The organism is Kitasatospora sp. NPDC024654 (genome assembly GCF_055559155.1).
Window position 1 is genome coordinate 109,287 of sequence record NZ_JBVHLF010000012.1, and the last position, 23,520, is coordinate 132,806.

20 protein-coding genes and 3 tRNA genes are annotated in these 23,520 nt (G+C 73.6%); 12 read left to right on the top strand and 11 right to left on the bottom strand.

From position 1 onward, the window contains the following. Window positions 1–10: 10 nt before the first annotated feature. From ACZ38L_RS10360 to ACZ38L_RS10380, 5 genes are all read left to right on the top strand, one after another. Window positions 11–946 carry an SGNH/GDSL hydrolase family protein gene (locus tag ACZ38L_RS10360; RefSeq protein ID WP_465691211.1) on the top strand — a complete coding sequence of 312 codons (936 nt, stop codon included), beginning with the start codon at window positions 11–13 and terminating at the stop codon, window positions 944–946. Between the two features lie 158 nt (window positions 947–1,104). Continuing rightward, on the top strand, window positions 1,105–2,325 hold the full coding sequence (locus ACZ38L_RS10365; RefSeq protein WP_465691213.1) for a beta-ketoacyl-[acyl-carrier-protein] synthase family protein: 1,221 nt from the start codon (window positions 1,105–1,107) through the stop codon (window positions 2,323–2,325). Between the two features lie 60 nt (window positions 2,326–2,385). Further along, window positions 2,386–3,705 (top strand): deoxyguanosinetriphosphate triphosphohydrolase, encoded by a 1,320-nt coding sequence (locus tag ACZ38L_RS10370; protein WP_465691215.1) that lies wholly within the window; start codon window positions 2,386–2,388, stop codon window positions 3,703–3,705. A gap of 9 nt (window positions 3,706–3,714) precedes the next feature. Further along, window positions 3,715–5,619, top strand: a complete 1,905-nt coding sequence (gene dnaG / locus ACZ38L_RS10375) for a DNA primase (protein WP_465691217.1) — start codon at window positions 3,715–3,717, stop codon at window positions 5,617–5,619. Window positions 5,620–5,757: 138 nt separating this feature from the next. After that, window positions 5,758–6,846: an RNA polymerase sigma factor gene (locus tag ACZ38L_RS10380; protein ID WP_465691219.1), complete on the top strand. Its 1,089-nt coding sequence runs from the start codon at window positions 5,758–5,760 to the stop codon at window positions 6,844–6,846. Window positions 6,847–6,933: 87 nt separating this feature from the next. Here ACZ38L_RS10380 and ACZ38L_RS10385 read toward each other — a convergent pair whose 3' ends face one another. The 3 genes from ACZ38L_RS10385 to ACZ38L_RS10395 form a co-directional block, all read right to left on the bottom strand. After that, the gene (locus ACZ38L_RS10385) at window positions 6,934–8,340 is read right to left on the bottom strand and encodes a glutamate decarboxylase (protein WP_465691221.1); all 1,407 of its coding nucleotides are present in this window, start codon (window positions 8,338–8,340) and stop codon (window positions 6,934–6,936) included. Between the two features lie 39 nt (window positions 8,341–8,379). After that, window positions 8,380–9,816 (bottom strand): FGGY family carbohydrate kinase, encoded by a 1,437-nt coding sequence (locus ACZ38L_RS10390; protein WP_465691223.1) that lies wholly within the window; start codon window positions 9,814–9,816, stop codon window positions 8,380–8,382. A gap of 79 nt (window positions 9,817–9,895) precedes the next feature. Then, a complete protein-coding gene (locus ACZ38L_RS10395) occupies window positions 9,896–10,189 on the bottom strand; it encodes a hypothetical protein (protein ID WP_465691225.1) in 294 nt (97 codons plus the stop codon). A 262-nt stretch (window positions 10,190–10,451) separates the two neighbouring features. Here ACZ38L_RS10395 and ACZ38L_RS10400 point away from each other — a divergent pair. Further along, window positions 10,452–10,524, top strand: a tRNA-Asn gene (locus ACZ38L_RS10400). Window positions 10,525–10,574: 50 nt separating this feature from the next. Next, window positions 10,575–10,650, top strand: a tRNA-Asn gene (locus tag ACZ38L_RS10405). Between the two features lie 81 nt (window positions 10,651–10,731). On the opposite strand, the gene ACZ38L_RS10410 is transcribed toward ACZ38L_RS10405, so the two are convergent. Then, window positions 10,732–11,496, bottom strand: a complete 765-nt coding sequence (locus ACZ38L_RS10410) for a trypsin-like serine peptidase (protein ID WP_465691227.1) — start codon at window positions 11,494–11,496, stop codon at window positions 10,732–10,734. 91 nt (window positions 11,497–11,587) lie between these two features. Beyond that, window positions 11,588–12,427 carry a trypsin-like serine peptidase gene (locus ACZ38L_RS10415; protein WP_465691229.1) on the bottom strand — a complete coding sequence of 280 codons (840 nt, stop codon included), beginning with the start codon at window positions 12,425–12,427 and terminating at the stop codon, window positions 11,588–11,590. Between the two features lie 246 nt (window positions 12,428–12,673). Here ACZ38L_RS10415 and ACZ38L_RS10420 point away from each other — a divergent pair. Beyond that, window positions 12,674–12,747: transfer RNA gene (locus tag ACZ38L_RS10420), tRNA-Ile, on the top strand. Between the two features lie 226 nt (window positions 12,748–12,973). Here ACZ38L_RS10420 and ACZ38L_RS10425 read toward each other — a convergent pair. The 3 genes from ACZ38L_RS10425 to ACZ38L_RS10435 form a co-directional block, all read right to left on the bottom strand. Continuing rightward, on the bottom strand, window positions 12,974–13,264 hold the full coding sequence (locus ACZ38L_RS10425; protein WP_465691231.1) for a hypothetical protein: 291 nt from the start codon (window positions 13,262–13,264) through the stop codon (window positions 12,974–12,976). A gap of 28 nt (window positions 13,265–13,292) precedes the next feature. Next, window positions 13,293–14,489: an LCP family protein gene (locus tag ACZ38L_RS10430; protein WP_465691234.1), complete on the bottom strand. Its 1,197-nt coding sequence runs from the start codon at window positions 14,487–14,489 to the stop codon at window positions 13,293–13,295. 205 nt (window positions 14,490–14,694) lie between these two features. Next, window positions 14,695–16,041, bottom strand: coding sequence for an FtsW/RodA/SpoVE family cell cycle protein (locus ACZ38L_RS10435; RefSeq protein ID WP_465691236.1), 1,347 nt, complete (start codon window positions 16,039–16,041; stop codon window positions 14,695–14,697). Between the two features lie 252 nt (window positions 16,042–16,293). Between ACZ38L_RS10435 and ACZ38L_RS10440 the strand changes: the two genes are divergently transcribed. Beyond that, window positions 16,294–16,647 carry an ArsR/SmtB family transcription factor gene (locus ACZ38L_RS10440; protein WP_396564057.1) on the top strand — a complete coding sequence of 118 codons (354 nt, stop codon included), beginning with the start codon at window positions 16,294–16,296 and terminating at the stop codon, window positions 16,645–16,647. Then, a complete protein-coding gene (locus ACZ38L_RS10445; protein WP_465691238.1) occupies window positions 16,640–19,303 on the top strand; it encodes a cation-translocating P-type ATPase in 2,664 nt (887 codons plus the stop codon). The genes ACZ38L_RS10440 and ACZ38L_RS10445 overlap by 8 nt, the downstream gene beginning before the upstream one ends. Window positions 19,304–19,307: 4 nt before the next feature. On the opposite strand, the gene ACZ38L_RS10450 is transcribed toward ACZ38L_RS10445, so the two are convergent. Further along, window positions 19,308–19,784, bottom strand: coding sequence for a MarR family winged helix-turn-helix transcriptional regulator (locus ACZ38L_RS10450; protein WP_465691240.1), 477 nt, complete (start codon window positions 19,782–19,784; stop codon window positions 19,308–19,310). Window positions 19,785–19,886: 102 nt separating this feature from the next. On the opposite strand from ACZ38L_RS10450, the gene ACZ38L_RS10455 reads away from it, so the two are divergent. Both ACZ38L_RS10455 and ACZ38L_RS10460 read left to right on the top strand, forming a co-directional pair. Beyond that, window positions 19,887–20,912, top strand: a complete 1,026-nt coding sequence (locus ACZ38L_RS10455; RefSeq protein ID WP_465691242.1) for an NADP-dependent oxidoreductase — start codon at window positions 19,887–19,889, stop codon at window positions 20,910–20,912. Window positions 20,913–21,298: 386 nt separating this feature from the next. Beyond that, window positions 21,299–21,793, top strand: a complete 495-nt coding sequence (locus tag ACZ38L_RS10460; RefSeq protein ID WP_396564050.1) for a DUF3145 domain-containing protein — start codon at window positions 21,299–21,301, stop codon at window positions 21,791–21,793. 80 nt (window positions 21,794–21,873) lie between these two features. Here ACZ38L_RS10460 and fabF read toward each other — a convergent pair whose 3' ends face one another. Together fabF and ACZ38L_RS10470 are read right to left on the bottom strand one after the other, a co-directional pair. Next, window positions 21,874–23,139 (bottom strand): beta-ketoacyl-ACP synthase II, encoded by a 1,266-nt coding sequence (gene fabF / locus ACZ38L_RS10465; protein ID WP_465691245.1) that lies wholly within the window; start codon window positions 23,137–23,139, stop codon window positions 21,874–21,876. 92 nt (window positions 23,140–23,231) lie between these two features. Then, the gene (locus ACZ38L_RS10470; protein ID WP_396566737.1) at window positions 23,232–23,477 is read right to left on the bottom strand and encodes an acyl carrier protein; all 246 of its coding nucleotides are present in this window, start codon (window positions 23,475–23,477) and stop codon (window positions 23,232–23,234) included. Window positions 23,478–23,520: the final 43 nt, after the last annotated feature.

Below are 23,520 nucleotides of genomic sequence, written 5' to 3' on the forward strand. Positions count from 1 at the left end.
GGGGTGACGCGTGAACCGCCGGGCCAGGGCCATCGGGTGGCTGGGCGCCGGGCTGTTGCTGGCGGGCTGCTCGACGGCCGGCGGGGGTGCTCCCGCCCAGCCGTCCGCCTCGCCGCCGCGCGGCCCGTACGTCGCGCTCGGCGACTCCTACACCGCGGGCCTGCAGGTCCAGCCGCAGGCCGACGGGCCGAAGGGCTGCGGCCGGTCGGCGGTGGACTACCCGGCGCTGGTCGCCCAGGGGTTGGGCATCGGCGGCGCCGACTTCACCGACATGAGCTGCTCCGGCGCGACCACGGCCGACCTGACCGCGCCCCAACAGCTGGACGGCGGCAGCAACCCTGCCCAACTGGGCGCGCTGAGCGCCCGGACCAGGCTGGTCACGCTCGGGATCGGCGGCAACGACGCGGACTTCACCGGAGTGGTCACCCGTTGCGTCGAGAAGGGGCTGACCCAGGGCGTGCTGGCCGAGCTCGACCTGGTGAAGGCCCAGGACTCGCCGTGCCGCGCCTCCTACACGGCGGCGGACGGTACGGACCGGCTCGACGCCCAACTCGCGACGGTCGGGGACAAGGTGGCCGGTGTGCTCCAGGAGGTCCGGCGGCGGGCCCCGCAGTCCCGGGTCCTCCTGGTCGGCTACCCCACCCTGCTGCCCGCCGACCCGGCCGGCTGCCTGCCGGTGCTCGGACGCACCGTGCCGCCGGCCGACCTGGGCTACCTCGCCGCGAAGGAGCAGCGGCTCAACGGCGTGCTGCGGGACGAGGCTCGGGCCGCCGGGGCGACCTTCGTTGACACCTACACGCCCTCCACCGGGCACGACATGTGCACGGGGCAGGCGGAGCGCTGGGTGGAGCCGCCCTTTCCGGCGGCCGGTCGGGCGCCGCTGCACCCCAACGCGGCCGGCGAGCAGGCGATGGCGCAGGCGGTGCTGGTCGCGATCCGGGGCTGACCGTGCTGTGGAGATCCTCCAATAAATGCCGTGCGGAGTCCGTGTCGCACGGCATCTGACGTGCCGTGAATCCCTTGGCAGAGTGGTGGATGTCCGGGCACGCCGACCACGTCGAAGCGGTATCGGCTGTGTGCCCTATCCACAAACAAGGGGGCGAAATGACAGTTGGACAGACTCGAGCGGTGGTGACCGGGCTCGGTGCCACCACCCCGCTGGGCGGGGACGTGCCGTCGACCTGGGCGGCGATGTTGGCGGGGGAGTCCGGGATCCGGACGATCGAGGAGGACTGGGCGGCCGGGCTGCCCGCCCGGATCGCGGGCCGGCTGCGGGTCGAGCCGACCGAGGTGCTGGACCGGGTCCAGGCCCGGCGGTTGGACCGCTGCGAGCAGGTGGCCATCGTCGCGGCCCGGGAGGCCTGGGCGGACGCCGGGCGGCCCGAGGTCGAGCCGGAGCGGCTCGCGGTGGTGATCGGCACCGGGACCGGTGGCGTGCTGACCACGCTCGCCCAGGACGACGTCCTGGAGTCCGCCGGCCCGCGCCGGGTCTCCCCGCACACCGTGCCGATGCTGATGCCGAACGGGCCGGCCGCCTGGGTCAGCATCGAACTCGGTGCCCGCGGCGGGGCGCACACCCCGGTCAGCGCCTGCGCCTCCGGCGCCGAGGCGATCGCGCTGGGCCTCGACCTGATCCGGCTGGGCCGGGCCGACGTGGTGGTGGCGGGCGGCGCGGAGGCGTGCGTCCATCCGCTGCCGCTGGCCGGCTTCGCCCAGGCCAGGACGCTCTCCAAGCGCAACGACGAGCCGCAGCGGGCGTCCCGCCCGTTCGACCGGCACCGGGACGGCCTGGTGGTCGGCGAGGGGGCGGCCGTGCTGGTGCTGGAACGGGCCGAGTTCGCCGCGGCCCGACGGGCGCGCGGCCACGCGGTGCTGGCCGGCGCCGGGATCACCGCCGACGCGCACCACATCACGGCGGCCCACCCGCAGGGACAGCTCCGCGCGATGCGGCTGGCGCTGGCCGCGGCGGGCCTCGACCCGCTGGACGTCGGGCACGTCAACGCCCACGCCACCTCGACGCCGCTGGGTGACCTCACCGAGGCCGGCTCGATCGCCGAGGCGATCGGCGTCCACCCGGCCGTCACCGCGACCAAGTCGATGACCGGGCACCTCTTCGGCGCCGCCGGGGCGCTCGGCGCGCTGGCGACCGTGCTGGCGCTGCGCGACCGGGTCATCCCGGCCACGCTCAACCTCGACGAGCCGGATCCGGAGGTGAAGCTGGACGTGGTGGCGGGCGAGCCGCGCGCGGCGGCCCCGCTCGCGGCGCTGGCCAACGCCTTCGGCTTCGGCGGCCACAACGCCTCGCTGGTGTTCACCGTCGGGTAAACACGGGTTCGAGCGCCGCTCCAGCCGGCCGTCACCGCCACGGCGTACGGTGGCCTGTATATGGACGCCACCTCGTACTCGACCGACCCGACGACGACCGACGAGATGCCCGCGGCGGACCACGCGCAGGCCCGCTGGGTCCCCGAACCCGACAAACGGCCCGGCCGGACGGCGTTCCAGCGCGACCGGGCCCGGGTCCTGCACTCCGCCGCGCTGCGCCGGCTGGCCGGGACCACCCAGGTGGTCGCCCCGATGCGCAGCGACTTCCCGCGCACCCGGCTCACCCACTCGCTCGAATGCGCTCAGGTGGGCCGGGAGCTGGGGGCGGCGCTGGGCTGTGACCCGGACCTGGTGGAGACCGCCTGCCTGGCGCACGACATCGGCCACCCGCCGTTCGGCCACACCGGTGAGTCCGCGCTCGACCAGGCCGCCGAGGCCTGCGGCGGCTTCGAGGGCAACGCCCAGTCGCTGCGCATCCTGACCCGGCTGGAGCCCAAGCGCTTCGCCCCGGCGGGCGCGGAGCGGACCCGGCTCGGTCCGCGCCCCGGCAGCAGCGTGGGGCTCAACCTGACCCGCGCCGCGCTGGACGCCGCCACCAAGTACCCGTGGGCCCGCGGCGGCCACCCGGCCGACCCGCACTCGCCCAAGTTCGGCGTCTACGCCGACGACCTGCCGGTCTTCCACTGGCTGCGGGCCGGCGCCCCGCTCGGCCGCCGGTGCTTCGAGGCGACCGTGATGGACTGGTCAGACGACGTCGCCTACTCCACCCACGACGTCGAGGACGGCCTGCAGGCCGGCCACATCGACCCGGCCGCGCTGCACAGTCCCGAGGAGCGGGCCGAGCTCTTCAAGATCGCCGAGCGGTACGCCGGGGACGCCGAGCCTGAGGAGCTCGGCGAGGCGCTGGACCGGCTGCTGGCCGAGGAGTGGTGGCCGCGCGGGTACGACGGATCGGCACGCGCCCGGGCCGGCCTGAAGGACCTCACCAGTCAGCTGATCGGCCGTTTCTGCCTGGCCGCCGAGCAGGCCACCCGGGCCCGCTACGGCACGGGCCGGCTGAGCCGGTACGCCGCCGAGCTGGTGGTCCCGCGGGAGGTGCGGCTGGAGTGCGCGGTGCTCAAGGCGGTGGCCGTGCGTTACGTCATGCAGCGCGACGAGCAGGCGCAGCTGCGGGCCCGGCAGCGGATCGTGATCGCCGAGCTGGCCGAGCTGCTCGGGCGGGACGCACCGGCCGGCCTGGACCCGGTCTTCGCCGCGCAGTACCGGGAGGCCGAGGACGATCGGGCGGCGTTGCGCGCGGTGATCGACCAGATCGCCACCCTGACCGACGCCTCGGCGCTGGCCCTGCACGCTCGACTGAGCGCCGGCGGAAAGCCGTAGACTTCCGGGGTGGCAGGGCGGATCCGGGATGAAGACGTGCAGGCGGTGCGCAACGCGCTGCCCATCGACGCGGTGGTCGGCGACTACGTCCAGCTGACCAACGGCGGCGGAGCCCAGCTCAAGGGTGTCTGCCCGTTCCACGACGAGAAGTCGGCCTCGTTCTACGTGCACCCCGCCAAGGGGGTCTTCCACTGCTTCGGCTGCGGCGAGAGCGGCGACACGATCTCCTTCCTGATGAAGATCGAGCACTTCTCGTTCGCCGAGGCGGTCGAGCGGATGGCCGCCCAGGCCGGCATCACGCTGCGCTACATCGAGGGCGGCTACACCCAGCGCAGCCAGCAGGGCGAGCGGACCAGGCTGGTCGAGGCGCACAAGGTGGCCGCGGCCTGGTTCCAGGAGCAGCTGGAGACGCCGGAGGCCGAGATCGGCCGCCGGTTCCTGGCCGAGCGCGGTTTCGACGCCGCGGCGGCCGCGCGGTTCGGGGTCGGCTACGCGCCGGCCGGCTGGGAGCACCTGGTCCGCTACCTGCGCGGCAGGAGCTTCACCGACCGGGAGATCCTGCAGGGCGGGCTGGCCTCGCAGGGGCAGCGCGGTGGCCTGATCGACCGCTTCCGCGGCCGGCTGGTCTGGCCGATCCGCGACCTGGGCGGCGAGGTGGTCGGCTTCGGCGCCCGCCGGCTGCGCGAGGACGACAACGGGCCGAAGTACCTGAACACCCCCGAGACCCCGATCTACAAGAAGTCGCACGTGCTCTACGGCATCGACCTGGCGAAGAAGGAGATCGCCAAGTCCGGCCGGGCGGTGGTGGTCGAGGGCTACACCGACGTGATGGCCTGCCACCTGGCGGGCGTGACCACCGCGGTGGCCACCTGCGGTACGGCCTTCGCCGAGGACCACGTCAAGATCATCCGTCGGCTGCTGATGGACACCTCGCAGTACCGGGGCGAGACGGTCTTCACCTTCGACGGCGACGCGGCCGGTCAGAAGGCCGCGCTGCGCGCCTTCGAGGACGACCAGAAGTTCGCCGCCCGGACGTCCATCGCGGTCACCCCCGACGGCATGGACCCGTGCGAACTGCGGCTCGCCCAGGGCGACGAGGCGGTCCGCGAGCTGATCGCCAACCCGGTGCCGCTCTTCGAGTTCGCGCTGCGCTCGGCGGTCGCCCGGCACCGGGTGGACGCCGCGGAGGGCCGGGCCGCGGCGCTGGAGGAGGCCGCGCCGATCGTCGCCAAGATCAAGGACCCGTCGATCCGGCACGAGTACGCGGTCCAACTCGCCGGTCTGCTGGGCATCCTGGACGAGCAGTTCGTGGTGCGCCGGGTGGCCCAGATCGCTCGCTGGCAGCGCGAGGCGCCCCAGCAGGGCCGCCAACAGCTGCGTCGGGGGCCGGAGTTGGCGGCGGCGCCGGAGTCAGCCCGGCCGGCGTACCGGCTCGACCCGCGCGACAAGGCCCAGTTCGTCGAGCGTGAGCTGCTCAAACTCGCTCTGCAGTACCCGGAGTTGATCAGTCCGGCGTTCGACCAGTACGGCGAGGACGAGTTCCCGACGGCGCCCTACGCGGCCGTCCGCCGGGCGATCGGCAAGGCCGGCGGGACCACGCACGGCTGTACCGTGCCGGACTTCGTCAGGGCGGTCCGCGAGGTGGCCGACAACGACCAGGTCCGTTCGCTGGTCACCGAGTTGACGGTCGAGCCGGTCCGCACCCGGCGCAAGCCGGACGCGCTCTACGCCGGCGAGTTCCTGGTGAACCTGCGCCGGGCCTCGGTGAAGCGCCGGATCGAGGAGGTCCGCGGGCATCTCCAGCGCCTGGGGAACCGGGCAACCGCCGAGCAACTGGCGCCGGTGCAACAGGAGTTGTGGGCGCTCCAGCAGTACGACGACAGTCTGCGGACGCGCGGCGCGGCCGGGCTCTGAACCCGGCGCACCGGCGCCCCGCCACTCCGGCAGAAAACTCACCGCACGACTATCGGCCGCCGGGCGCGGGGTACCCCACACTGAGGGGGTCTCAGTCCGCAGCGTCGGGCCCGCCCGACCCGCAGAGGGGTGGGCCCGTTGGAGATCACCGCCACCCAGGAAGCCGAGCCGGACGCGCGAGCGGAGTCCCGGCCCGCGGCGTCCCCGGAGGGCAGACCGGTCGCTGCCGTGCGGCAGCAACCGCCTGACGAGGAGTTCGACCCGGACGGGCCGCTGGACGACGAGCCGCCCGTCCTGCCGCGGGACGGCTCGGTCGGCCCGAGCGCCGACCTGTTCCGCCAGTACCTGCGCGAGATCGGCCGGATCCGGCTGCTCACCGCCGCCGAGGAGGTCGAGCTGGCCCGCCGGATCGAGGCCGGCCTCTTCGCCGAGCAGTACCTGCACGACCACGGCCTCCCGACCGGTCGGCTGGCCGACGAGCTGGACCAGCTGGTGGTGCTCGGCCGGATCGCCAAGCGCCGGCTGATCGAGGCCAACCTGCGCCTGGTGGTCTCGGTCGCCAAGCGCTACGTCGGACGCGGCCTGACCATGCTCGACCTGGTCCAGGAGGGGAACCTGGGCCTGATCCGGGCGGTCGAGAAGTTCGACTACGTCCGCGGCTACAAGTTCTCCACCTACGCGACCTGGTGGATCCGCCAGTCGATGAGCCGCGCGCTGGCCGACCAGGCCCGCACGATCCGGGTCCCGGTGCACGTGGTCGAGCTGATCAACCGGGTGCTGCGGGTCAAGCGCGGGCTGCTCCAGGAGCGGGGCAGCGAGCCCACCGCGGCCGAGGTGGCCGCCGTCCTGGAGCTCTCCGTCGAGCGGGTCCGCGAGGTGCTCCGGCTGGCCCAGGAGCCGGTCTCGCTGCACACCCCGATCGGCGAGGAGGAGGACGTCGCGCTCGGTGACCTGATCGAGGACGCGGACGCCGCCTCGCCGGCCGAGAGCGCCGCCTTCCTGCTGCTGCGCGAGCACCTGGAGACCGTGCTGGCCATCCTCGGCGAGCGCGAGCGGATGGTGGTCGAGCTACGCTACGGCCTGAGTGACGGCCGGCCGCGCACCCTGGAGGAGATCGGCGCGCTGCTCGGGGTGACCCGGGAGCGGATCCGGCAGATCGAGTCCAAGACGCTGGCCAAGCTGCGCGACCACGCCTACGCCGAGCAGCTGCGCGGCTACCTGGACTGACCCGCCGGTCGCCGTGCTCCGGGGCTCGTGGGGCCAGAGGTGCCAGTAGTACCAGTAGTACCAGTGGTGTCAGTGGTGTCAGTGGTGTCAGTGGTGGAAGGCGGTGGCCGGCGCGATCCCGTGCTCCCGCAACGGTCCGGGCTGGCACTCCAGCTCGGGCAGCAACCGGGCCAGGTCGGTGAGCAGCAGGTCGGCCAGGTCGTGGCTGAACCCGTTGCGGCAGACCACCCGCAGCACCGAGAGGTCCTCCCGGTTCGCCGGGAAGGTGTAGGCGGGCACCTGCCAACCGCGTTCGCGCAGCCGCCGGGAGATGTCGAAGACATCGAACGAGGTCACCTCGTCCGCCACCGTGAAGGCGATCACCGGCAGCTCGTCGCCCCGGGTGAGCAGCCGGAACGGACCGAGCTTCGCGAGTCCGTCGGCCAGCGCCTCGGCCACCCGCCGGCAGGAGTGGTGCACCGCGCGGAGGCCCTCCCGGCCCAGCCGCAGGAAGATGTAGTACTGCGCGACCACCTCGGCGCCCGGGCGGGAGAAGTTGAGCGCGAAGGTGGGCATGTCGCCGCCCAGGTAGTTCACCTTGAAGATCAGCTCCTCCGGCAGCGCCTCGGAGTCCCGCCAGAGAGCCCAGCCCACGCCGGGGTAGACCAGCCCGTACTTGTGCCCGGAGGTGTTGATCGAGGCCACCCGCGGCAGCCGGAAGTCCCAGACCAGGTCCGGGTCGAGGAACGGCGCGACCATGCCGCCGGAGGCGCCGTCGACGTGCACCGGGATGTCCAGGCCGGTGGTCCGCTGGAACTCGTCCAGCGCGGCGCAGATCTCCGCGATCGGCTCGTAGGAGCCGTCGAAGGTGGAGCCCATGATGCCGACCACCCCGATGGTGTTCTCGTCGCAGAGCGCCACCGCGGAGGGCGCGTCCAGGTGGAACCGCTCGCCCTCCATCGGTGCGGTGCGCGCCTCCACCTCCCAGAAGTTGCAGAACTTCTCCCAGCACACCTGGACGTTGACGCCCATCACCAGGTTGGGCCGGGCCCCGGCGTCGTAGCGGGCCTGGTTGCGGCGCATCCAGCGGCGCTTCAGGGCGAGCCCGGCGAGCATGCAGGCCTCGCTCGACCCGGTGGTGGAACAGCCGATCGCGGCGGCCGGGTCGGGCGCGTGCCAGAGATCGGCCAGGATCGCCACGCAGCGCCGCTCCAGCTCGGCGGTCTGCGGGTACTCGTCCTTGTCGATCACGTTCTTGTCGAGGCACTCCGCCATCAGCCGGCCCGCCTCGTCCTCCATCGAGGTGGTGACGAAGGTGGCCAGGTTGAGCTTGGCGTTGCCGTCCAGCATCAGCTCGTCGTGGATCAGCTGGTAGGCGGTGTGCGGCGGGATCGGAGCGTGGTGCAGCCGGTGCTTGGGCGGCGCCAGCCGCATCGCCCCGACCGGATCGGCCTCCGAGAGCGCGGAGTCGACGGCGGATCGGTGACTGGTTCCGTTGCCCTTGTGCAGTGGCATGGGGCAAGAGCCCTTCGCTCGGGGGTAGGTGATCCCAAGTTAGGGCGTCGCGTTGAGTTCGGGGTGCACCTGATCGCGAACCGAGCCGTACTGTTGGCGGACCGCCCGCCCGAACGGCTGGTCCGGGTCGGGCTCGACGGCCACCACGTCCGGCAGCTCCCACTGCGGCGGTTCCGGGGTGCCGGCCAGTGCCCAGGCGGCCTGCCGGGCCGCGCCGCGCGCCGCGTGGTCGCCCGGCGGCGGGATCAGCACCGGGACGCCGAAGATCAGCGGGGCGATCTCGCGGACCGCCGGGAGCCGGCCGACCGCGCCCAGCAGCACCACCCGGCGCACCGCGACGCCCCGGGCGCGCAGCGCGTCCAGCGCGTCCGCGATGTTGCAGAGCATGCCCTCGACCGCGGCCCGGGCCAGGTGCTCGGGGGTCATCGACTCGGAGCGCAGGCCGGTCAGGGTGCCGGTGGCGTGCGGCAGCCGGGGCGTCCGCTCGCCGTCCAGGTACGGCAGCAGCACCACCCCGTAGGCGCCGGGGGAGGAGCGCAGCGCCAGCTCGCTCAGGCCCTCCAGGTCGCGGCCGAGCAGGTGGGCGGTGGCGCGCAGCACCTGGGCGGCGTTGAGCGTGCCGACCATCGGCAGGTGCTTGCCGGTGGCGTCGGCGAACGAGGAGACCGTCCCGGTCGGGTCCACCACCGGCTGGTCGTGCACCGCGAAGATGGTGCCGGAGGCGCCGAGCGAGACCACCGCGTCGCCGGGGCCGAGGCCCAGGCCGAGCGCGGCCGCCATGTTGTCGCCGGTGCCGGCCGAGATCAGCAGGCCCTCGGGGGTGTGCCCGGCGGGCTCGTTGGGGCCGAGCACCTCGGGCAGCCGGAGCAGCTCGTGGCCGAGCGCGAGCTTGATCAGGTCCTGCCGGTACTCGCCGGTGATCGGCGACCAGTAGCCGGTGCCGGAGGCGTCGCCACGGTCGGTGGTGCGTCGGGCGGGGTGGCCGAGCAGCTGCCAGACCAGCCAGTCGTGCGGCAGCAGCACCTCGGCGATCCGCCGCGCGTTGGCCGGCTCGAACTCGGCCAGCCAGCGCAGCTTGGCGATGGTGTAGGTGGCGGCGGGCACCGCGCCGATCGCCTCGGTCCAGGCGGACGGGCCGCCCAGCGCGTCCACCAGGGCGGCCGCCGCGCCGGAGGAGCGCGGGTCGGTCCAGAGCAGCGCCGGACGGACCAGCACACCACCCGCGTCGAGCCCGATCAGGCTGTGCTGCTGGGCGGAGACGCCGATCGCCCGCACGCCCTCCAGCAGGCCGCCGGTGGCCGCCTCGCCCAGTGAGTGCAGCCAGGACTGCGGGTCGGCCTGGGTCGAGCGTTGCTGGGAGGCCTCGGACTCCGGGTGCGGGGCCCTGCCGGACCGCAGGACGGCTCCGGTGTCCGCGTCACACGCGACGATCCGGGTGCGGAGGGTCGAGCTGTCGATGCCCGCGACGATGGCCATGGTGGAGATCATGCCTCAGCCGGCGGTCCGCCCGGGAACCGTCCCGGCAAGTGTTGCCCAGTCGGTACCGCGGCCGCCCTCAGCGGCGGACGGTCCCCCAGCTGTCGTCCTCCTCGTGCCGGCGGCTGAAGTACGGCACCCGGTCGGTCAACGCGTCCGGCAACCGCTCGCCGACCCGGTCGGTCACCGCGTGCGCGGCCTTGCCGGCCACCGAGCCGGCCGACTCGCGGGCCCGGTGGGTGGCGTCCTGGACCTTCGGGTTCTGCGAGATCCGCCGGGCCGTCGCGGCGATCTGCTCGTACCGCTCCCGGCCCGCCCGGGCCCCCAGGACGTACCCGGCCGCGGCTCCCACCACCAACGTCAGCTTCCACATGTCTCGGTCTCCACCCTCTCTCGCGCTCTCTCGCGGCCCCTTGCCGCGATGCCCTACCCGCCCCGGCGGGCGGCGAACCGCCTGCCGAGCGGAGGGTCCCCCTCAGCATCCCCGGCGGCGCGGACCGCCGCCCGCCGGGCGCGCCAGCCGGAGGGTGCGGCTCCGGGCCGGGAAAGCGATTGGCGGACCACCCCCCTGGATGCGCTAATGTATGTCCCGCAGCGAACGCCGCACCGAGGTGCGGCCGATGCGAACAACTCAATCCCGCATAGCTCAATTGGCAGAGCAGCCGGCTGTTAACCGGCAGGTTTTTGGTTCGAGTCCAAATGCGGGAGCTCAGGCAGCCGGTCCGGTTCCGGTCGGTGCAGGCTGCTTGTCCGTGCGATCCCGCATAGCTCAATTGGCAGAGCAGCCGACTGTTAATCGGCAGGTTATTGGTTCGAGTCCAATTGCGGGAGCCAGTACTGACGCCCCTCGGCCTGCCGAGGGGCGTTCGGCGTTTCTCGCCGGTTCCGCCGGTCCCCGACGGCCCGCCGGGGCGGTCAGCTGACGGCCCGCTGGTACACCGCCGCGACCCGGTCGTCGAAACTGACGCTGTACGAGGTGTCCGCGGTGTCCCCGCCCTCCTGGTAGCCACCGATCACCCCGACCAGCGTCCCGACGCCGGTGGCCGGGTCGGTCCCGGTCACCCACGGGCTGCCGCTGGTGCCGTCGGTGAAGCCGCCGCAGTCGAAGCGCTCCTGGGTGGAGCTCTGGGCGGTGGTCCGGGTGGCGCAGCTGATCGGCTGGTCGCTCTCGTTGGGGTACCCGGTCACGGTCACCGGCAGGTCGAAGCCGCGGTTGACGCCGAGCCGGTTGCCGCCCACCACGTCCTCGATCCGCCGACCGTTCAGCGGGCCCACGGTGAGGAACGCGACGTCGTACTCCGGGTCGCCGTCGTCCTGCCAGTGCTGGTCCACGGTGATCTGATCGACCGGCCAGCTGCCGTACGGGGAGTCGCCGTCCCGGTAGCCGGGGGAGAAGGCCAGGCCGCCGACCGGCCCGACGCCGGGCTGGTAGACGCAGTGCGCGGCGGTGACGATCAGGTTCCGCCGCGGGCTGTCCACCACGCTGGCGGTACAGGACCGGCTGTCGCTCTCGGCGGGCAGCGTGAGCACCCCGATCCGGCTGTCCGCCGCGTCCCGTGGAGCGGTGACCGCGCTCTGCGCCGGACGGTGCGAGCGGCTCTCACAGGCCGCGAGCGGGAGCACCGCGGCCAGGGCGGCCGAGAGCACCAGTGTGCGCCGCTGGTAGCCCCGCTCGGCCATCCGCCGCCGCCTCCTGGTGCTCGGTCGGCGCCGGGCGCGCCGTGACGAGATCTACCCAAGATCTACCAGGCGCGGCCGGTCGGACGCCAGATCAGCCGGTGGCGCGGGCGAACAGGGCCCGTACGGCGCCGCCGAAGTAGCTGCTGTACGCGGTGCCCGGGGTGTCCCCGCCCTGCTGGTAGCCGCCGACCACGCCGATCACCGTGCCGGCCCCGGTGACCGGGTCGGCGCCGGTCACCCACGGGCTGCCGCCGGCACCTCCGGTGTGGTCCGGGCAGTCGAGCCGCAGCTGGCCGGCGCTCTGCTCGGCGGTCCGGTTGGCGCAGCCGACCGGCGGGCCGGCGGGGCTCGGATAGCCGGTCAGCCGCACCGCCTGCTGGTAGCCCGGGTCGGTGCCCAGCCGGTTGGCCCCGAGCAGTTGCTGCACCTGCCTGCCGCTCACCGGCTGGACCACGGCGAAGGCCACGTCCAGGTCGGCGTTGCCGTGTTCGGCCCAGCTCCGGTCCACGGTGATGGCGGCCAGCGGCCAGACGCCGTCCGGGGCGTCGCCGGCTCGGTAGCCGGGCACGAAGACCGGCTCGCCGCGGGCGCCCTTGCCGGGGTCGTAGAGGCAGTGCGCGGCGGTGACGATCAGGTTCCGCCCGGGGCTGTCGACCACGCTGGCGGTGCAGAGGTGATCCCCGGCGGCGTCACCGGTGAAGAGCGCCCCGACCGGCCCGTCGGGCCCGTTCGGCGAGGCGCCGGGGGTGGCCGTGCCCGGATGCCGGTCCGTGGCCTTCAGGAAGCGCTCGCGGCTCCAGGTGGCCGGGCCGCTGTTCGGGGCGGCGGGCAGCCAGACCGCGCCACCGGACGGCCCCGAGCCGCAGCCGGTGGCCGCGAGAGCCAGCAGCAGCGCCCAGGCGCAACCGAGGGCGACCGTACGGACCGTCACTGTGACTCCCTCCGCGGCCTTCGATCCCCCCGTGACCACCGCGTTCCCGCCCGGGTGGTGGTGTGCCGGACACCGCACGCCCGCCGCCCGGCGCCAACGGAATGGGCCCGGAGGACGCACTCGTGGTGCGCCCCCCGGCGCGCACCACGGCTGATCGACCGGATATGCTGCCCAAGACGGCCTTGCGGGGCCGTCTGTTGCTGCGATGGACAGCCACTGTGGTGGCCAGTACCGACGCGGTGAGTCGGGGCGGTAGCTCAGCCGGTTAGAGCAGGGGACTCATAATCCCTGGGTCGTGGGTTCGAGTCCCACCCGCCCTACACAAGATCCTGATGGATCATCAGAGTAATCCTGTGGCTGACCTGCGGAAACGCCCCGGCCTCTGGCGCAGATCCTAGAGTACGACCCGCCCGGCGACCCCACCGCCACGCCGAGGTTCACCCGCTCGGGCGCATGACCGGCCGTGCCGATGGACATGGGACCGGGTCGCCGATCACCTGCCGGCCTCCGCGGCACGGCCGAACACCGGTACCGGCTGACCCGGGGTCAGGAATGGTCGGGGGAGTGGGTGAGGCGGGTGAGCCAGCGCGCGCCGCGGAGGATGGCGGCGCGGCGACGTTGGCGGGCCGGGGCACGGCGGCTCTGTGGTGGGACGGCGGCGCCGGTGGGACTGGCGAGTTCGCCGAGGCGGTGGCCGGCCTCGCTGAGGCGGGCCAGCAGGCGGATCCGGCGGGCCGGGTCGGTGGCGTGCAGCAGGGCGGCGTGCAGGCCTTCGATCTCGGCCACCGCGGCCGCCAGTCGGAGCCGGGTGGCCGTCTCGCGATCCCCCGAGAGCATCTGGTGGGTTCTCCTTCGGCAGGTTGGATCAGCCGTAGCTGAGGTCGGCGCAGGGGTCGGTGTCGGCGGGGCGGGTGTTCTGGGTGATGGTGGTGGGGAGGGCGGTCGGCAGCGTGCTGGGTGGCGGGCCGCCCGGACCGGCGGCGGGGGACGGGGGTGCGGTGGCGGGGCGGACGTCCAGGGGGTGGTCCTCGCGGAGCAGGGCCCAGAGCTGGTCGACGTCGGGGTGCACCAGCGCCACCCGGTCGCCGACGTAGCGCCAGGGGGTGGTGACGAAGAGGACGTCGGCCGGCTTGAGGTCGCTCAGCGACCCGGCGAAGGTGGCCAGCTTCGTGGGGCTGCCCAGGTCACGGTCGACGGTCAGCGAACGGGTGGCCGCGTCGGCGAGGGGGAGCAGCGTGGGGAGGTCGAAGCCCTGCGCTCGGACCTTCGTGAAGAGCGCGGACATGAACGCCTGCTGGCGCTTCATCCGGCCGATGTCCGAGCTGTCGCCGATGCCGTGCCGGGCCCGGACGTAGGACAGTGCCTGCTCGCCGGAGAGCACCTGACGGCCCTGCCTGAGGTGGATGCCGTAGCCGTCCACGTTCGCCGGCACGCAGACCGGGACCCCGCCGACCGCGCTGGTCATCGCGGCGAAGCCCTTGAAGTCGATCACGATGGTGTGGTCCACCCGCAGGCCGGTCAGTGCCTCCACGGTGTTCTGGCTGCAGGCCGGGTTGCCGCTCGGGGCCCCGCCGACGCCGAACGCGGAGTTGAACATCTGGCCGTGCTGCGGCGCGGTCCACCGGCCGTCGGGCAGCCGGCAGGGCGGGATGTCCACCAGTGAGTCGCGCGGGATGGAGACCCCGACGGCGTGCCGGTGGTCGCCGGCGATGTGCAGCAGGATCGCGGTGTCGGAGTTGCCCTTGCTGTCGACCTGGCCGCCGGCCAGCTGGTCGTTGCCGTCGGCCCTGCTGTCGGAGCCGAGCAGCAGCACGTTGACCGGGCTGTTGCCGCTCGGGTCGAGCGGGCCGGCCGGCGGACGGGTACCGGCCACCCCGCCGCTGTCGAAGACGTGCAGGTTGCCGTCGAGCCGGTGGTAGAACCAGAGGCTCAGGCCACCGGTGGCCAGGAGTAAGCCGGCCAGCGTGCCGGCGGCGATCCGGACCGCCCGGCGGCGGGTCCGTCCGCCGCTGGTGGGCGGGGTCGAGGGTTCGTCGGCGGGGCGGGCCTGGGGATCGCTCATCGGTGGTCTCCATGCGGTCGCCGGCGAGCCGGGGGCCGGTCGGCCAGGAGGACTGCTCGGGCAGGCGTGCGGGTCACACTTGCGCCATGAGGCAAGTATGACCCGTTGCCAGTATCACCCGTGCCGGTGCCCCCGGCCACCCAAGGTGACCGGGGGCACGACGACCGCGTTCGGACCGTGACGGAGGACCGGGCTCGGACCGGGCTCAGACCGTGGCGAGCGCCGGCGCCGGTCCCGGCTCCGGTTCGGGCTCCAGGGTGGCCCGCCCGGCCGCGTCGCTCAGCTTGATCAGCAGGGCCGTCAGCAGCCAGTTCGCCACCATGGAGGAACCACCCTGGGCCAGGAACGGCAGCGCCTTGCCGGTCAGCGGCATCAGGCCGGTGACCCCGCCCACCACCACGAAGACCTGCAGGGCCACCGCCGCGGCCAGGCCGCTGGCCAGCAGCTTCCCGAACGGGTCGGTCAGCTGGGTGGCGGTCTTCAGCCCGCGCTGGACGAGCAGCACGTAGATCATCAGCATCACGGTCACCCCGGCCAGGCCGAGTTCCTCACCGATCGTGGTGAAGATGAAGTCGCTGCGGCCGGCGAAGCCGACCAGCCACGGCCGGCCCTGGCCCAGCCCGGTGCCCAGCAGGTGGCCGGTGCCGAAGCTGAACAGCGCCTCGGCCGGCTGGTTGGAGATCAGCGCCGGGTCGTGGTGGGCGTTGTAGTAGTCCAGCGGGTGCAGCCAGGCCACCACGCGGCCGTGCACGTGCGGCTCGTAGCTGCCGACCACGGCCGCGCCGCCGACCGCCATCAGCACGCCGAGGATCACCCAGCTGGTCCGTTCGGTGGCGATGTAGAGCATCACCACGAAGATCCCGAAGAAGATCAGCGAGGTGCCCAGGTCGCGCTCGAAGATCAGCACCAGCAGGCTGACCACCCAGATCGCCAGCACCGGACCGGCGTTGCGCCCGCGTGGCAGGCTCAGCCCCCAGATCTTGCGGCCCACCAGCGCCAGCGCGTCCCGGCTGACCGTCAGGTAGCCGGCGAAGAAGATGGTGATCGCGATCTTGACGAACTCGTCCGGCTCCAGCGTCACGCCCGGCAGCTCGATCCACCGCTTGGCGCCGTAGGTGGCGTCGGCGGGGAAGAAGGCCGGCGCGGCCAGCAGTACCAGCGAGCCCACCATCAGGATGTACTGGTACTGCTGGAAGAACCGGTGGTGCTTGACGAACACGATCAGCGCGAGCGCCACGAAGACCGCGATGAAGGTCCACATCGCCTGCGTGGGCGCGGTCGGGTACTTCTGGAAGTTGCCCGCCATGACGATCGCGTACGACTGGTCCAGCCGGTTCAGCAGCATCAGGCCGATGCCGGTGAGCAGCGTGGCGATCGGCAGGATCAGCGGGTCGGCGTAGGGCGCGAAGCGCCGGACCACCAGGTGCGCGCCGAGTGCCAGCGCGGTGAAGGCGACCCCGCACTCCAGCAGGCCCGCGGGCATCTTGTTGTTCATCGCCAGATTGGCGTCGATGTAGCCGTAGAGGGGGACCACCAGGGCGAATGCCAGCATGGCCAGTTCAAGGTTGCGGCGCCGACTGGCGGCGCGTCGCCCCTCGGCCCGTTGGCTGCCTATCACACGAACTCCCCACAGGCCGTCGATCCGGACCGCCGAATTCTCGCACGACGGAGCGGCCGTCCGGTCCACAGGCCCGGTGGACCGGACGGCACGGGGGGCCGGGTCGGGCGTGCGGACGGCCACTGCGCGCCGGGAGGGCGCCCGGCTAGACTGTCCCCCTCGCAGATCTTGGAGAGGGCGGTACGGATGACGGGCTGGACCAAGCTCGACGACCCCTCCCCGCAGCTCCTGCAGCAGGCGGCGGCCTCGTTCGGCCTGCTCGCCTCCACCATGCGGCTGCACATCGTCTGGGTGCTCAGCCAGGGCGAGGCCGACGTCGGCACGCTGGCCGAGCGGGTCGGCGGCACCCTGCAGGCCGTCAGCCAGCACCTCGCCAAGCTCAAGCTGGCGGGCATGGTGACCAACCGCCGCGAGGGCCGCCGCCAGGTGTACGGGGTTGACGACCCGCAGGTGGCCACGCTGGTCCGGCTGATGGTGGAGAAGCTCGACGGCCCGGCGGCCGGCGGCGAGGCGCACCGGTTCCGGAGCCGTGGTGCCTGAGAGCGGGGCGCGCCTGCTCCCGCTCGTCGGCCGGTCCGCCGACGCGGTCCCCCGGCGGGGCGGTGAACCGGGCCGTGCGGTCCGGCTGGGCCGGCTGCCGCTGCTGCGCGAGCTGGACTCCTCGCCGCGCGGACTGACCGAGGCGGAGGCCGAGGCCCGGCTGGCCGTGCACGGCGAGAACACCGTGCTCCCCCGGCCGGACGTCTCCTGGTCCCGGCACACCGCGACCGCCCTCGGGGATCCGTTCACCGTCCTGCTGACCGGGCTCGCCGGGATCTGCGCGCTGATCGGCTCCTGGGGCAGCGCGGCGATACTCGGCTTCCTGGTGCTCTCCGGTGCTCTGCTGCGGCTGGTCGGCGAGCGGCGGTCGTCCCGGGCGCTGCGGGCGCTGCGCGCGCTGATGCCGGAGACCGCGACCGTGCTGCGCCGCGCCGAGCGGCAGGACCTGCCGATGGCCCGTGAGCTGCCGGCCGACCAGTTGGTCCCGGGTGACGTGGTCCGGCTGGCGGTCGGCGACGCCGTCCCGGCGGACCTGCGGCTGCTGCGCGCCGAGGGCCTGACGGTGGACCAGTCCGCGCTCACCGGTGAGAGCGAGCCGGCGGCCCGGCGGGCCCCGGACCAGCCGCCCGCCGGCGCGGCCGGACAGCCCTTCGACGAGCCGCACCTCTGCTTCGCCGGCAGCCGGGTGGTCACCGGCAGCGCCACCGCCGTGGTGCTCGCCACCGGCGGCGCGACCCGCTTCGGCGCCGCGCACCGGCCGGCCCCGCTGCCCGGTGGCGGCCGGTCGGCGGTGGAGCACGGGGTGCGCCGCGCGGTCCGGGCGCTGGTGCTGTTCATGATCGCCGCGGTCCCGCTCACGGTGGGTGCGGACGCCGTGCTGCACGGCTGGAGCGCCGAACTGCTGCCGTTCGCGGTGGCGGCGGCGGTCGGGCTGACCCCCGAGCTGTTGCCGCTGGTCCTGAGCACCGTGCTCGCCCGGGGCAGCCACGACCTGACAGCCGGCGGGGTGCCGGTCCGCCGACTCTCGGCGGTCAGCGAGCTGGGCGCGCTGGACGTGCTCTGCGTGGACAAGACCGGCACGCTCACCACCGGCGCGCCCGCGGTGGCGGGCTCGTTCGACCCGGACGGCCGGCCCGACCCGCGACCGCTGTACTGGGCCGGCCTGTCCGCCGAGGCCGCGTTCGGGGACGGTGATCCGGGCCTGCCGGACCCGACCGACGAGCTGCTGCTGGACGCCGCGGCGGCGGACGGACTGCTGGACGGCCCGGCGCCCGTGCTGCTGGACGCGGTCCCGTTCGATCCGGTCCGCCGCTGTGCCACGGTGCTCCTGCGCGAGCGCGGCCGGGCCGTGCTGCTGGTCAAGGGCGCCCCGGAGGCGGTGCTGGCGCGCTGCGCGGAGGTGACCACCGCGGCCGGGCCGCGGGCGCTGGACCAGGGCCGACGGGCCGAGCTGGACCGGCTGGTGGCGACCCGGGCCGGTGAGGGGCTGCGGCTGCTCGCGGTGGCCCGGGCCGAGCGCGCGGCGCGGCTCGGCGGCCACCGGGCCTGGCAGGAGGACGACCTGACCCTGCTCGGTTTCGTCGCCCTGGCGGAGGAACCGGTCGACCGGGCCGCCGAGGCGCTGGCCGCGCTGGCCCGGGCGGGCGTCGCGGTGAAGGTGGTGACCGGGGACCACCCGGCGACCGCGGTCCGGCTCGCCGACCGGCTCGGCCTGCCGCCGGGCCGGGTGCTGCTCGGCTCCGAGCTGGACGCGCTGACCGACGGAGAGCTGGCCGAGGCCGCCCGCGGCACGGCGGTCTTCGCCCGCTGCGCGCCGGAGCAGAAGGCCCGGGTGGTACTGGCGCTGCGGCGGGGCGGCGGGAGCGTCGGGTTCCTCGGCGACGGTGTCAACGACGTGCCCGCGCTGCGCGCCGCCGACCTCGGGATCAGCGCGAGCGGCGCGGTCGGCGCGGCCCGCGGCTGGGCCGACGCGGTGCTGGGCGAGGACGGGCCGAGCGCGCTGGTGCCGGCGCTGTGGACGGGCCGGGCGGCGGTCGCCAAGGTGGCCGCCTACCTGCGGATCGCGCTCTCCTGCAACCTCGGCAACGCGGCCTCGATGCTGGCCGGCGGGGTGCTGCTGCCGTTCCTGCCGATGCTGCCGGCCCAGGTGCTGCTGCAGAACCTCTGCTTCGACGCGGCCCAACTGTCGTTCGCGCTGGCCGGCAGCCGCGGCGGACGGTCGCTCGGGCCGGCCCGGCTGCGCTGGGGGATGCTCGGGATCTTCGCGGTCGTCTTCGGCCTGCTGAACTCGCTCGCCGACATCGGCATGTTCGAGGCGATGCGGGAGGTGACCGACGGCTTCCGGCGGGCCGGTTCGGCCGCCGCCTTCCACACCGCCTTCTTCACCGAGAACCTGGTCACCCAGGCGCTGGCGCTGCTGGTGCTGTACGGACTGGACCGGGCGGGGGTGCGGCCGCCGCGCCCGGTGTGGTGGGCGGCCGGGGTGCTGACGGTGGCCGGGCTGTTGCTGCCGGGCAGCCCGTTGGGCAAGGGGCTGGGCTTCGAGGGGCTGCCGGCCGAGGCGTACGGGCCGCTGGCGCTGGTGGCGGCCGGCTACGCCGCGCTGCTGCTGTGCGGCCGGGCGCTCTGGCGCCGCTGGGCGGCTGGGCGCGAATAGGGCCTCAGGCCTGGCCGCCGGCTCCGGTGATCATGCGCTGCAGCAGGTCGCGCAGGGTGCGCCGTTCGTCCTGGTCGAGCGCGGCGAGCGGCTCGCGGGCGAAGTTGAGCGACTCCCGGAGCTCGTCCGAGGCGGCCTGCCCGGCCTCGGTGGCGGCGACCAGCTTCACCCGGCGGTCCTGCGGATCGGCCTCCCGGGTGACGAAGTCACGGGCCTCGAGCCGGTCCACGATGCCGGTGATGTTGGACGGCTCGCAGCTCAGCGTCTGCGCGATGTGCCGCATCGGCATCGGGCCGCGCCGCAGCAGCGCGAGCACCTTGGCCTGGGCGCCGGTGAGCGAGCGGGCGGCGGCGGCCTCCTCGTACTCCCGGTGGAAGAGCGCGACCAGGCCCGCCATGAGGTCCACGACCTCGCGGGTCAGGTCGTCCGCGGGGCCGGCAACGGCTGGTGCCTCCGGGGTGGGGGCCGACTGGTTCGACATGCCGACAGTCTACCTGAATATTTGACAAGGTGAACCTTTCATGTCCATGGTTGCTTCAGTTCCTCAACCTTTCAGGGCAACACTGAGCAAGGGAGCAAACCGATGGCCGAGCAGACCGTGCCCGCTACCGCCCGCGAGTGGCACCTGGTGTCCCGTCCGAACGGCTGGCCGGTGGCCTCCGACTTCGAGCTGGTCGAGGCTCCGGTCCGGCAGCCGGAGCCGGGCGAGATCCTGGTGCGCAACGCCTACCTGTCGGTCGACCCGTACATGCGCGGCCGGATGAACGACGTGAAGTCCTACGTGCCGCCGTTCCAGCTGGGCCAGGTGATGGACGGCGGCGCGGTCGGCCACGTGGTGGCCTCCGCCGCCGAGGGGTTCCAGGCGGGCGACGCCGTCCTGCACGGGCTCGGCTGGCGCGAGTACGCGACGGTGCCGGCCAAGCACGTGGTGAAGGTCGACGAGGCGCGCGCGCCGCTCTCCTACTACCTCGGCGTGCTCGGCATGCCCGGCCTGACCGCCTACGCGGGCCTGCTGGAGGTGGCCAGCTTCAAGGAGGGCGACACCGTCTTCGTCTCCGGCGCGGCCGGCGCGGTCGGCTCGCTGGTCGGCCAGATCGCCAAGCTCAAGGGCGCCAAGCGGGTGATCGGATCGGCCGGCTCGGCCGAGAAGGTCGCCAGGCTGGTGGCCGACTACGGCTTCGACGCGGCCTTCAACTACAAGGACGGCCCGGTCGCCGAGCAGCTCGCCGCGGCCGCCCCCGAGGGCATCGACGTCTACTTCGACAACGTCGGTGGTGACCACCTGGAGGCCGCGATCGGCGCGCTCAACGTGCACGGCCGGGCCACCCTGTGCGGCGCCATCGCGCAGTACAACGAGACCGGCGCCCCGGCCGGCCCGCGCAACCTGGTGCAGGCCATCGGCAAGCGGCTGCGCCTGCAGGGCATGCTGGTGCGCGACCACGCGGACCTCCAGCAGCAGTTCGTGGCCGAGGTGGCCGGCTGGCTGAAGGACGGCAGCCTGCGCTACGACGAGACCGTGCGGGACGGCGTGGAGAACGCCGTGGACGCCTTCCTCGGCCTGCTGCGCGGTGACAACACCGGCAAGATGGTGGTCCGGCTCGGCGCCTGATCGATCGTCGGCGCACACCGCGCCCCGACGGACCGTCATGGTCAGTCGGGGCGCGCGGCGTTGTCCCGCGCGACCCCTGGGGACGGTTTTCCGCCGCATCCGACGGACCGTCGGACCACTCCGGCTCCGGCACGATAGCGTGGCGGCACTGCCGGACCGGCGTCGGATGGGGCCGTTCGGGGGAGAGATCCCGATCAGGGGTAGACCTCGGTGGGGAACTGACTAACATGGTTGAAGCCTGTCCGTTTTGCTCAAGTTAGTGACCTAATGTCGATTGACCTGAGTGGCAAACGGGCAGGGTTTGGCCAAGTGGCGCCCAGGACTGACCGGCCACGGGTACGAGGCAGCTGGGGAAGGCGACCCTCGTCCACAGCCTGGAGGTCCCGGTGACGACACGTGGAGTCCTGTACATCCACTCCGCGCCCCGCGCGCTGTGCCCGCACGTCGAATGGGCGGTGGCGGGCGTACTCGGCGTGCGGGTCAGCCTCGACTGGATCCGCCAGCCGGCCGCCGCCGGTCACTGGCGCTCCGAGTTCTCCTGGCAGGGGGAGCCGGGCACCGCGTCCCGGCTGGCCTCCGCCCTGCGCGGCTGGCAGCTGATCCGCTACGAGGTGACCAGCGAACCCTGCGCCGCGGCCGAGGGCGAGCGCTACAGCAGCACGCCCAGCCTGGGCATCTTCCACGCCGTCACCGGGATCCACGGCGACATCCTGATCCCGGAGGACCGGCTGCGCTCGGTGCTGCTGCGGGCCCGCAGCGAGGGCACCGACCTGGAGGCCGAGCTGGCCCGGCTGCTCGGCAAGCCCTGGGACGACGAGCTGGAGCCGTTCCGGTACGCCGGCGAGGGCGCTCCGGTGCGCTGGCTGCACCAGGTGGTGTGACGAGGGACGAAGGGGCGGCCTCCCGGGCTTGGGAGGCCGCCCCTTCGTGCCGGCCGTCGGACGGCGCGTCAGGCCGGGTGTCAGACCGCGCGGAAGGCCAGCACCACGTTGTGGCCGCCGAAGCCGAAGGAGTTGTTCAGCGCGGCGATCGGGCCCTGCGGCAGCTCGCGGGCCTCGATCCGGACGATGTCCGCGTCCACCTCGTCGTCCAGGTCGTCGACGTTGATGGTCGGCGGGGCCAGCCGGTGGTGCAGCGCCAGCACGGTGGCGACCGTCTCGATCCCGCCCGCGCCGCCCAGCAGGTGGCCGGTCATCGACTTGGTGGCGGAGATGGCGACGCGGTTCAGGTGCTCGCCGAGCACCTTGCGCAGCGCCTTGATCTCGGCGACGTCGCCCTGCGGGGTGGAGGTGGCGTGCGCGTTGACGTGCACCACCTCGGAACGGTCCAGGCCGGTCGACTCGAAGAGGTGCGCCAGCGCGCGGGCCACGCCGGAGCCGGTGGGCTCGGGCTGGGCGATGTGGTGGGCGTCCGAGGAGAGGCCCTGGCCGACCGCCTCGCAGTAGACCCGGGCGCCGCGCCTGGCGGCGTGCTCGGCGGACTCCAGGACGACCACGCCGGCGCCCTCGCCCAGCACGAAGCCGTCGCGGGCCTTGTCGTACGGGCGGGAGGCGCGCTGCGGCTCGTCGTTGTTCTTGGACATCGCCATCATGTTGGCGAAGGCGACGATCGGCAGCGGGTGGATCGCGGCCTCGGTGCCGCCGGCCACCACCACGTCGGCGCGGCCGGTGCGGATCATCTCGATCGCGTAGCCGATCGCCTCGGCGCCGGAGGCGCAGGCGGAGACGGGGGTGTGCACGCCGGCCCGGGCGCCGACCTCGATGCCCACGTTGGCCGAGGGGCTGTTGGGCATCAGCATCGGCACGGTGTGCGGGGACACCTTGCGGACGCCCTTCTCCTTCAGCACGTCGTACTGGTCGAGCAGGGTGGTGACGCCGCCGATGCCGGAGGCGATCACGGTGCCCAGCCGCTCGGGGGCGATCACGGAGTTCTCGTCGGTGGCCGGGACCGGGTAGCCGGCGTCGGCCCAGGCCTCGCGGGCGGCGATCACGGCGAACTGGGCCGAGCGGTCCAGCTTGCGGGCCAGCGGCTTGGGAAGCACCTCGCCCGGCTCGACGGCGGTGCGCGCGGCGATCCGGACCGGCAGCTCGGCGGCCCACTCCTCGGACAACGCGGCCACGCCGGAGCGTCCGGCGAGCAGACCCTCCCAGGTGGTTGCGGCGTCGCCGCCCAGCGGCGTGAAGGCGCCAATACCCGTGACGACCACGGTGCGGTTTTCAGCGGTCATTGGTTTTCTTCTCTCACGTGTGCAGGGTGGGGCGGGCCGGGGGTGGGGGAGGGGTCCGGCGGGGGCTGCCGAGGGCGCCCCCGCCGGGAGGATCAGGCGTTCTCGATGATGTAGTTCACCGCGTCGCCGACGGTCTTGAGGTTCTTGACCTCGTCGTCCGGGATCTTCACGTCGAAGCGCTCCTCGGCGGCCACGACGACCTCGACCATGGAGAGCGAGTCGACGTCCAGGTCGTCGGTGAACGACTTGTCGAGCTCGACGTCCTCGGCGGGGATACCGGCGATCTCGTTGACGATCTCGGCGAGACCTTCCAGAACCGCCTCGGGGGTGGTAGCCATGCTGGCTGCTCCTCGTTTGGTGTTGATTGGTGTTGACCGGTCA

Coding starts and splice junctions, on each gene's coding strand:
- ACZ38L_RS10365 (WP_465691213.1), top strand. CDS start 1,105: ATGACAGTTGGACAGACTCGAGCGGTGGTGACCGGGCTCGGTGCCACC.
- ACZ38L_RS10370 (WP_465691215.1), top strand. CDS start 2,386: ATGGACGCCACCTCGTACTCGACCGACCCGACGACGACCGACGAGATG.
- ACZ38L_RS10385 (WP_465691221.1), bottom strand. CDS start 8,340: ATGCCACTGCACAAGGGCAACGGAACCAGTCACCGATCCGCCGTCGAC.
- ACZ38L_RS10390 (WP_465691223.1), bottom strand. CDS start 9,816: ATGGCCATCGTCGCGGGCATCGACAGCTCGACCCTCCGCACCCGGATC.
- ACZ38L_RS10395 (WP_465691225.1), bottom strand. CDS start 10,189: ATGTGGAAGCTGACGTTGGTGGTGGGAGCCGCGGCCGGGTACGTCCTG.
- ACZ38L_RS10410 (WP_465691227.1), bottom strand. CDS start 11,496: ATGGCCGAGCGGGGCTACCAGCGGCGCACACTGGTGCTCTCGGCCGCC.
- ACZ38L_RS10425 (WP_465691231.1), bottom strand. CDS start 13,264: ATGCTCTCGGGGGATCGCGAGACGGCCACCCGGCTCCGACTGGCGGCC.
- ACZ38L_RS10430 (WP_465691234.1), bottom strand. CDS start 14,489: ATGAGCGATCCCCAGGCCCGCCCCGCCGACGAACCCTCGACCCCGCCC.
- ACZ38L_RS10435 (WP_465691236.1), bottom strand. CDS start 16,041: ATGCTGGCATTCGCCCTGGTGGTCCCCCTCTACGGCTACATCGACGCC.
- ACZ38L_RS10440 (WP_396564057.1), top strand. CDS start 16,294: ATGACGGGCTGGACCAAGCTCGACGACCCCTCCCCGCAGCTCCTGCAG.
- ACZ38L_RS10450 (WP_465691240.1), bottom strand. CDS start 19,784: ATGTCGAACCAGTCGGCCCCCACCCCGGAGGCACCAGCCGTTGCCGGC.
- ACZ38L_RS10455 (WP_465691242.1), top strand. CDS start 19,887: ATGGCCGAGCAGACCGTGCCCGCTACCGCCCGCGAGTGGCACCTGGTG.
- fabF (WP_465691245.1), bottom strand. CDS start 23,139: ATGACCGCTGAAAACCGCACCGTGGTCGTCACGGGTATTGGCGCCTTC.
- ACZ38L_RS10470 (WP_396566737.1), bottom strand. CDS start 23,477: ATGGCTACCACCCCCGAGGCGGTTCTGGAAGGTCTCGCCGAGATCGTC.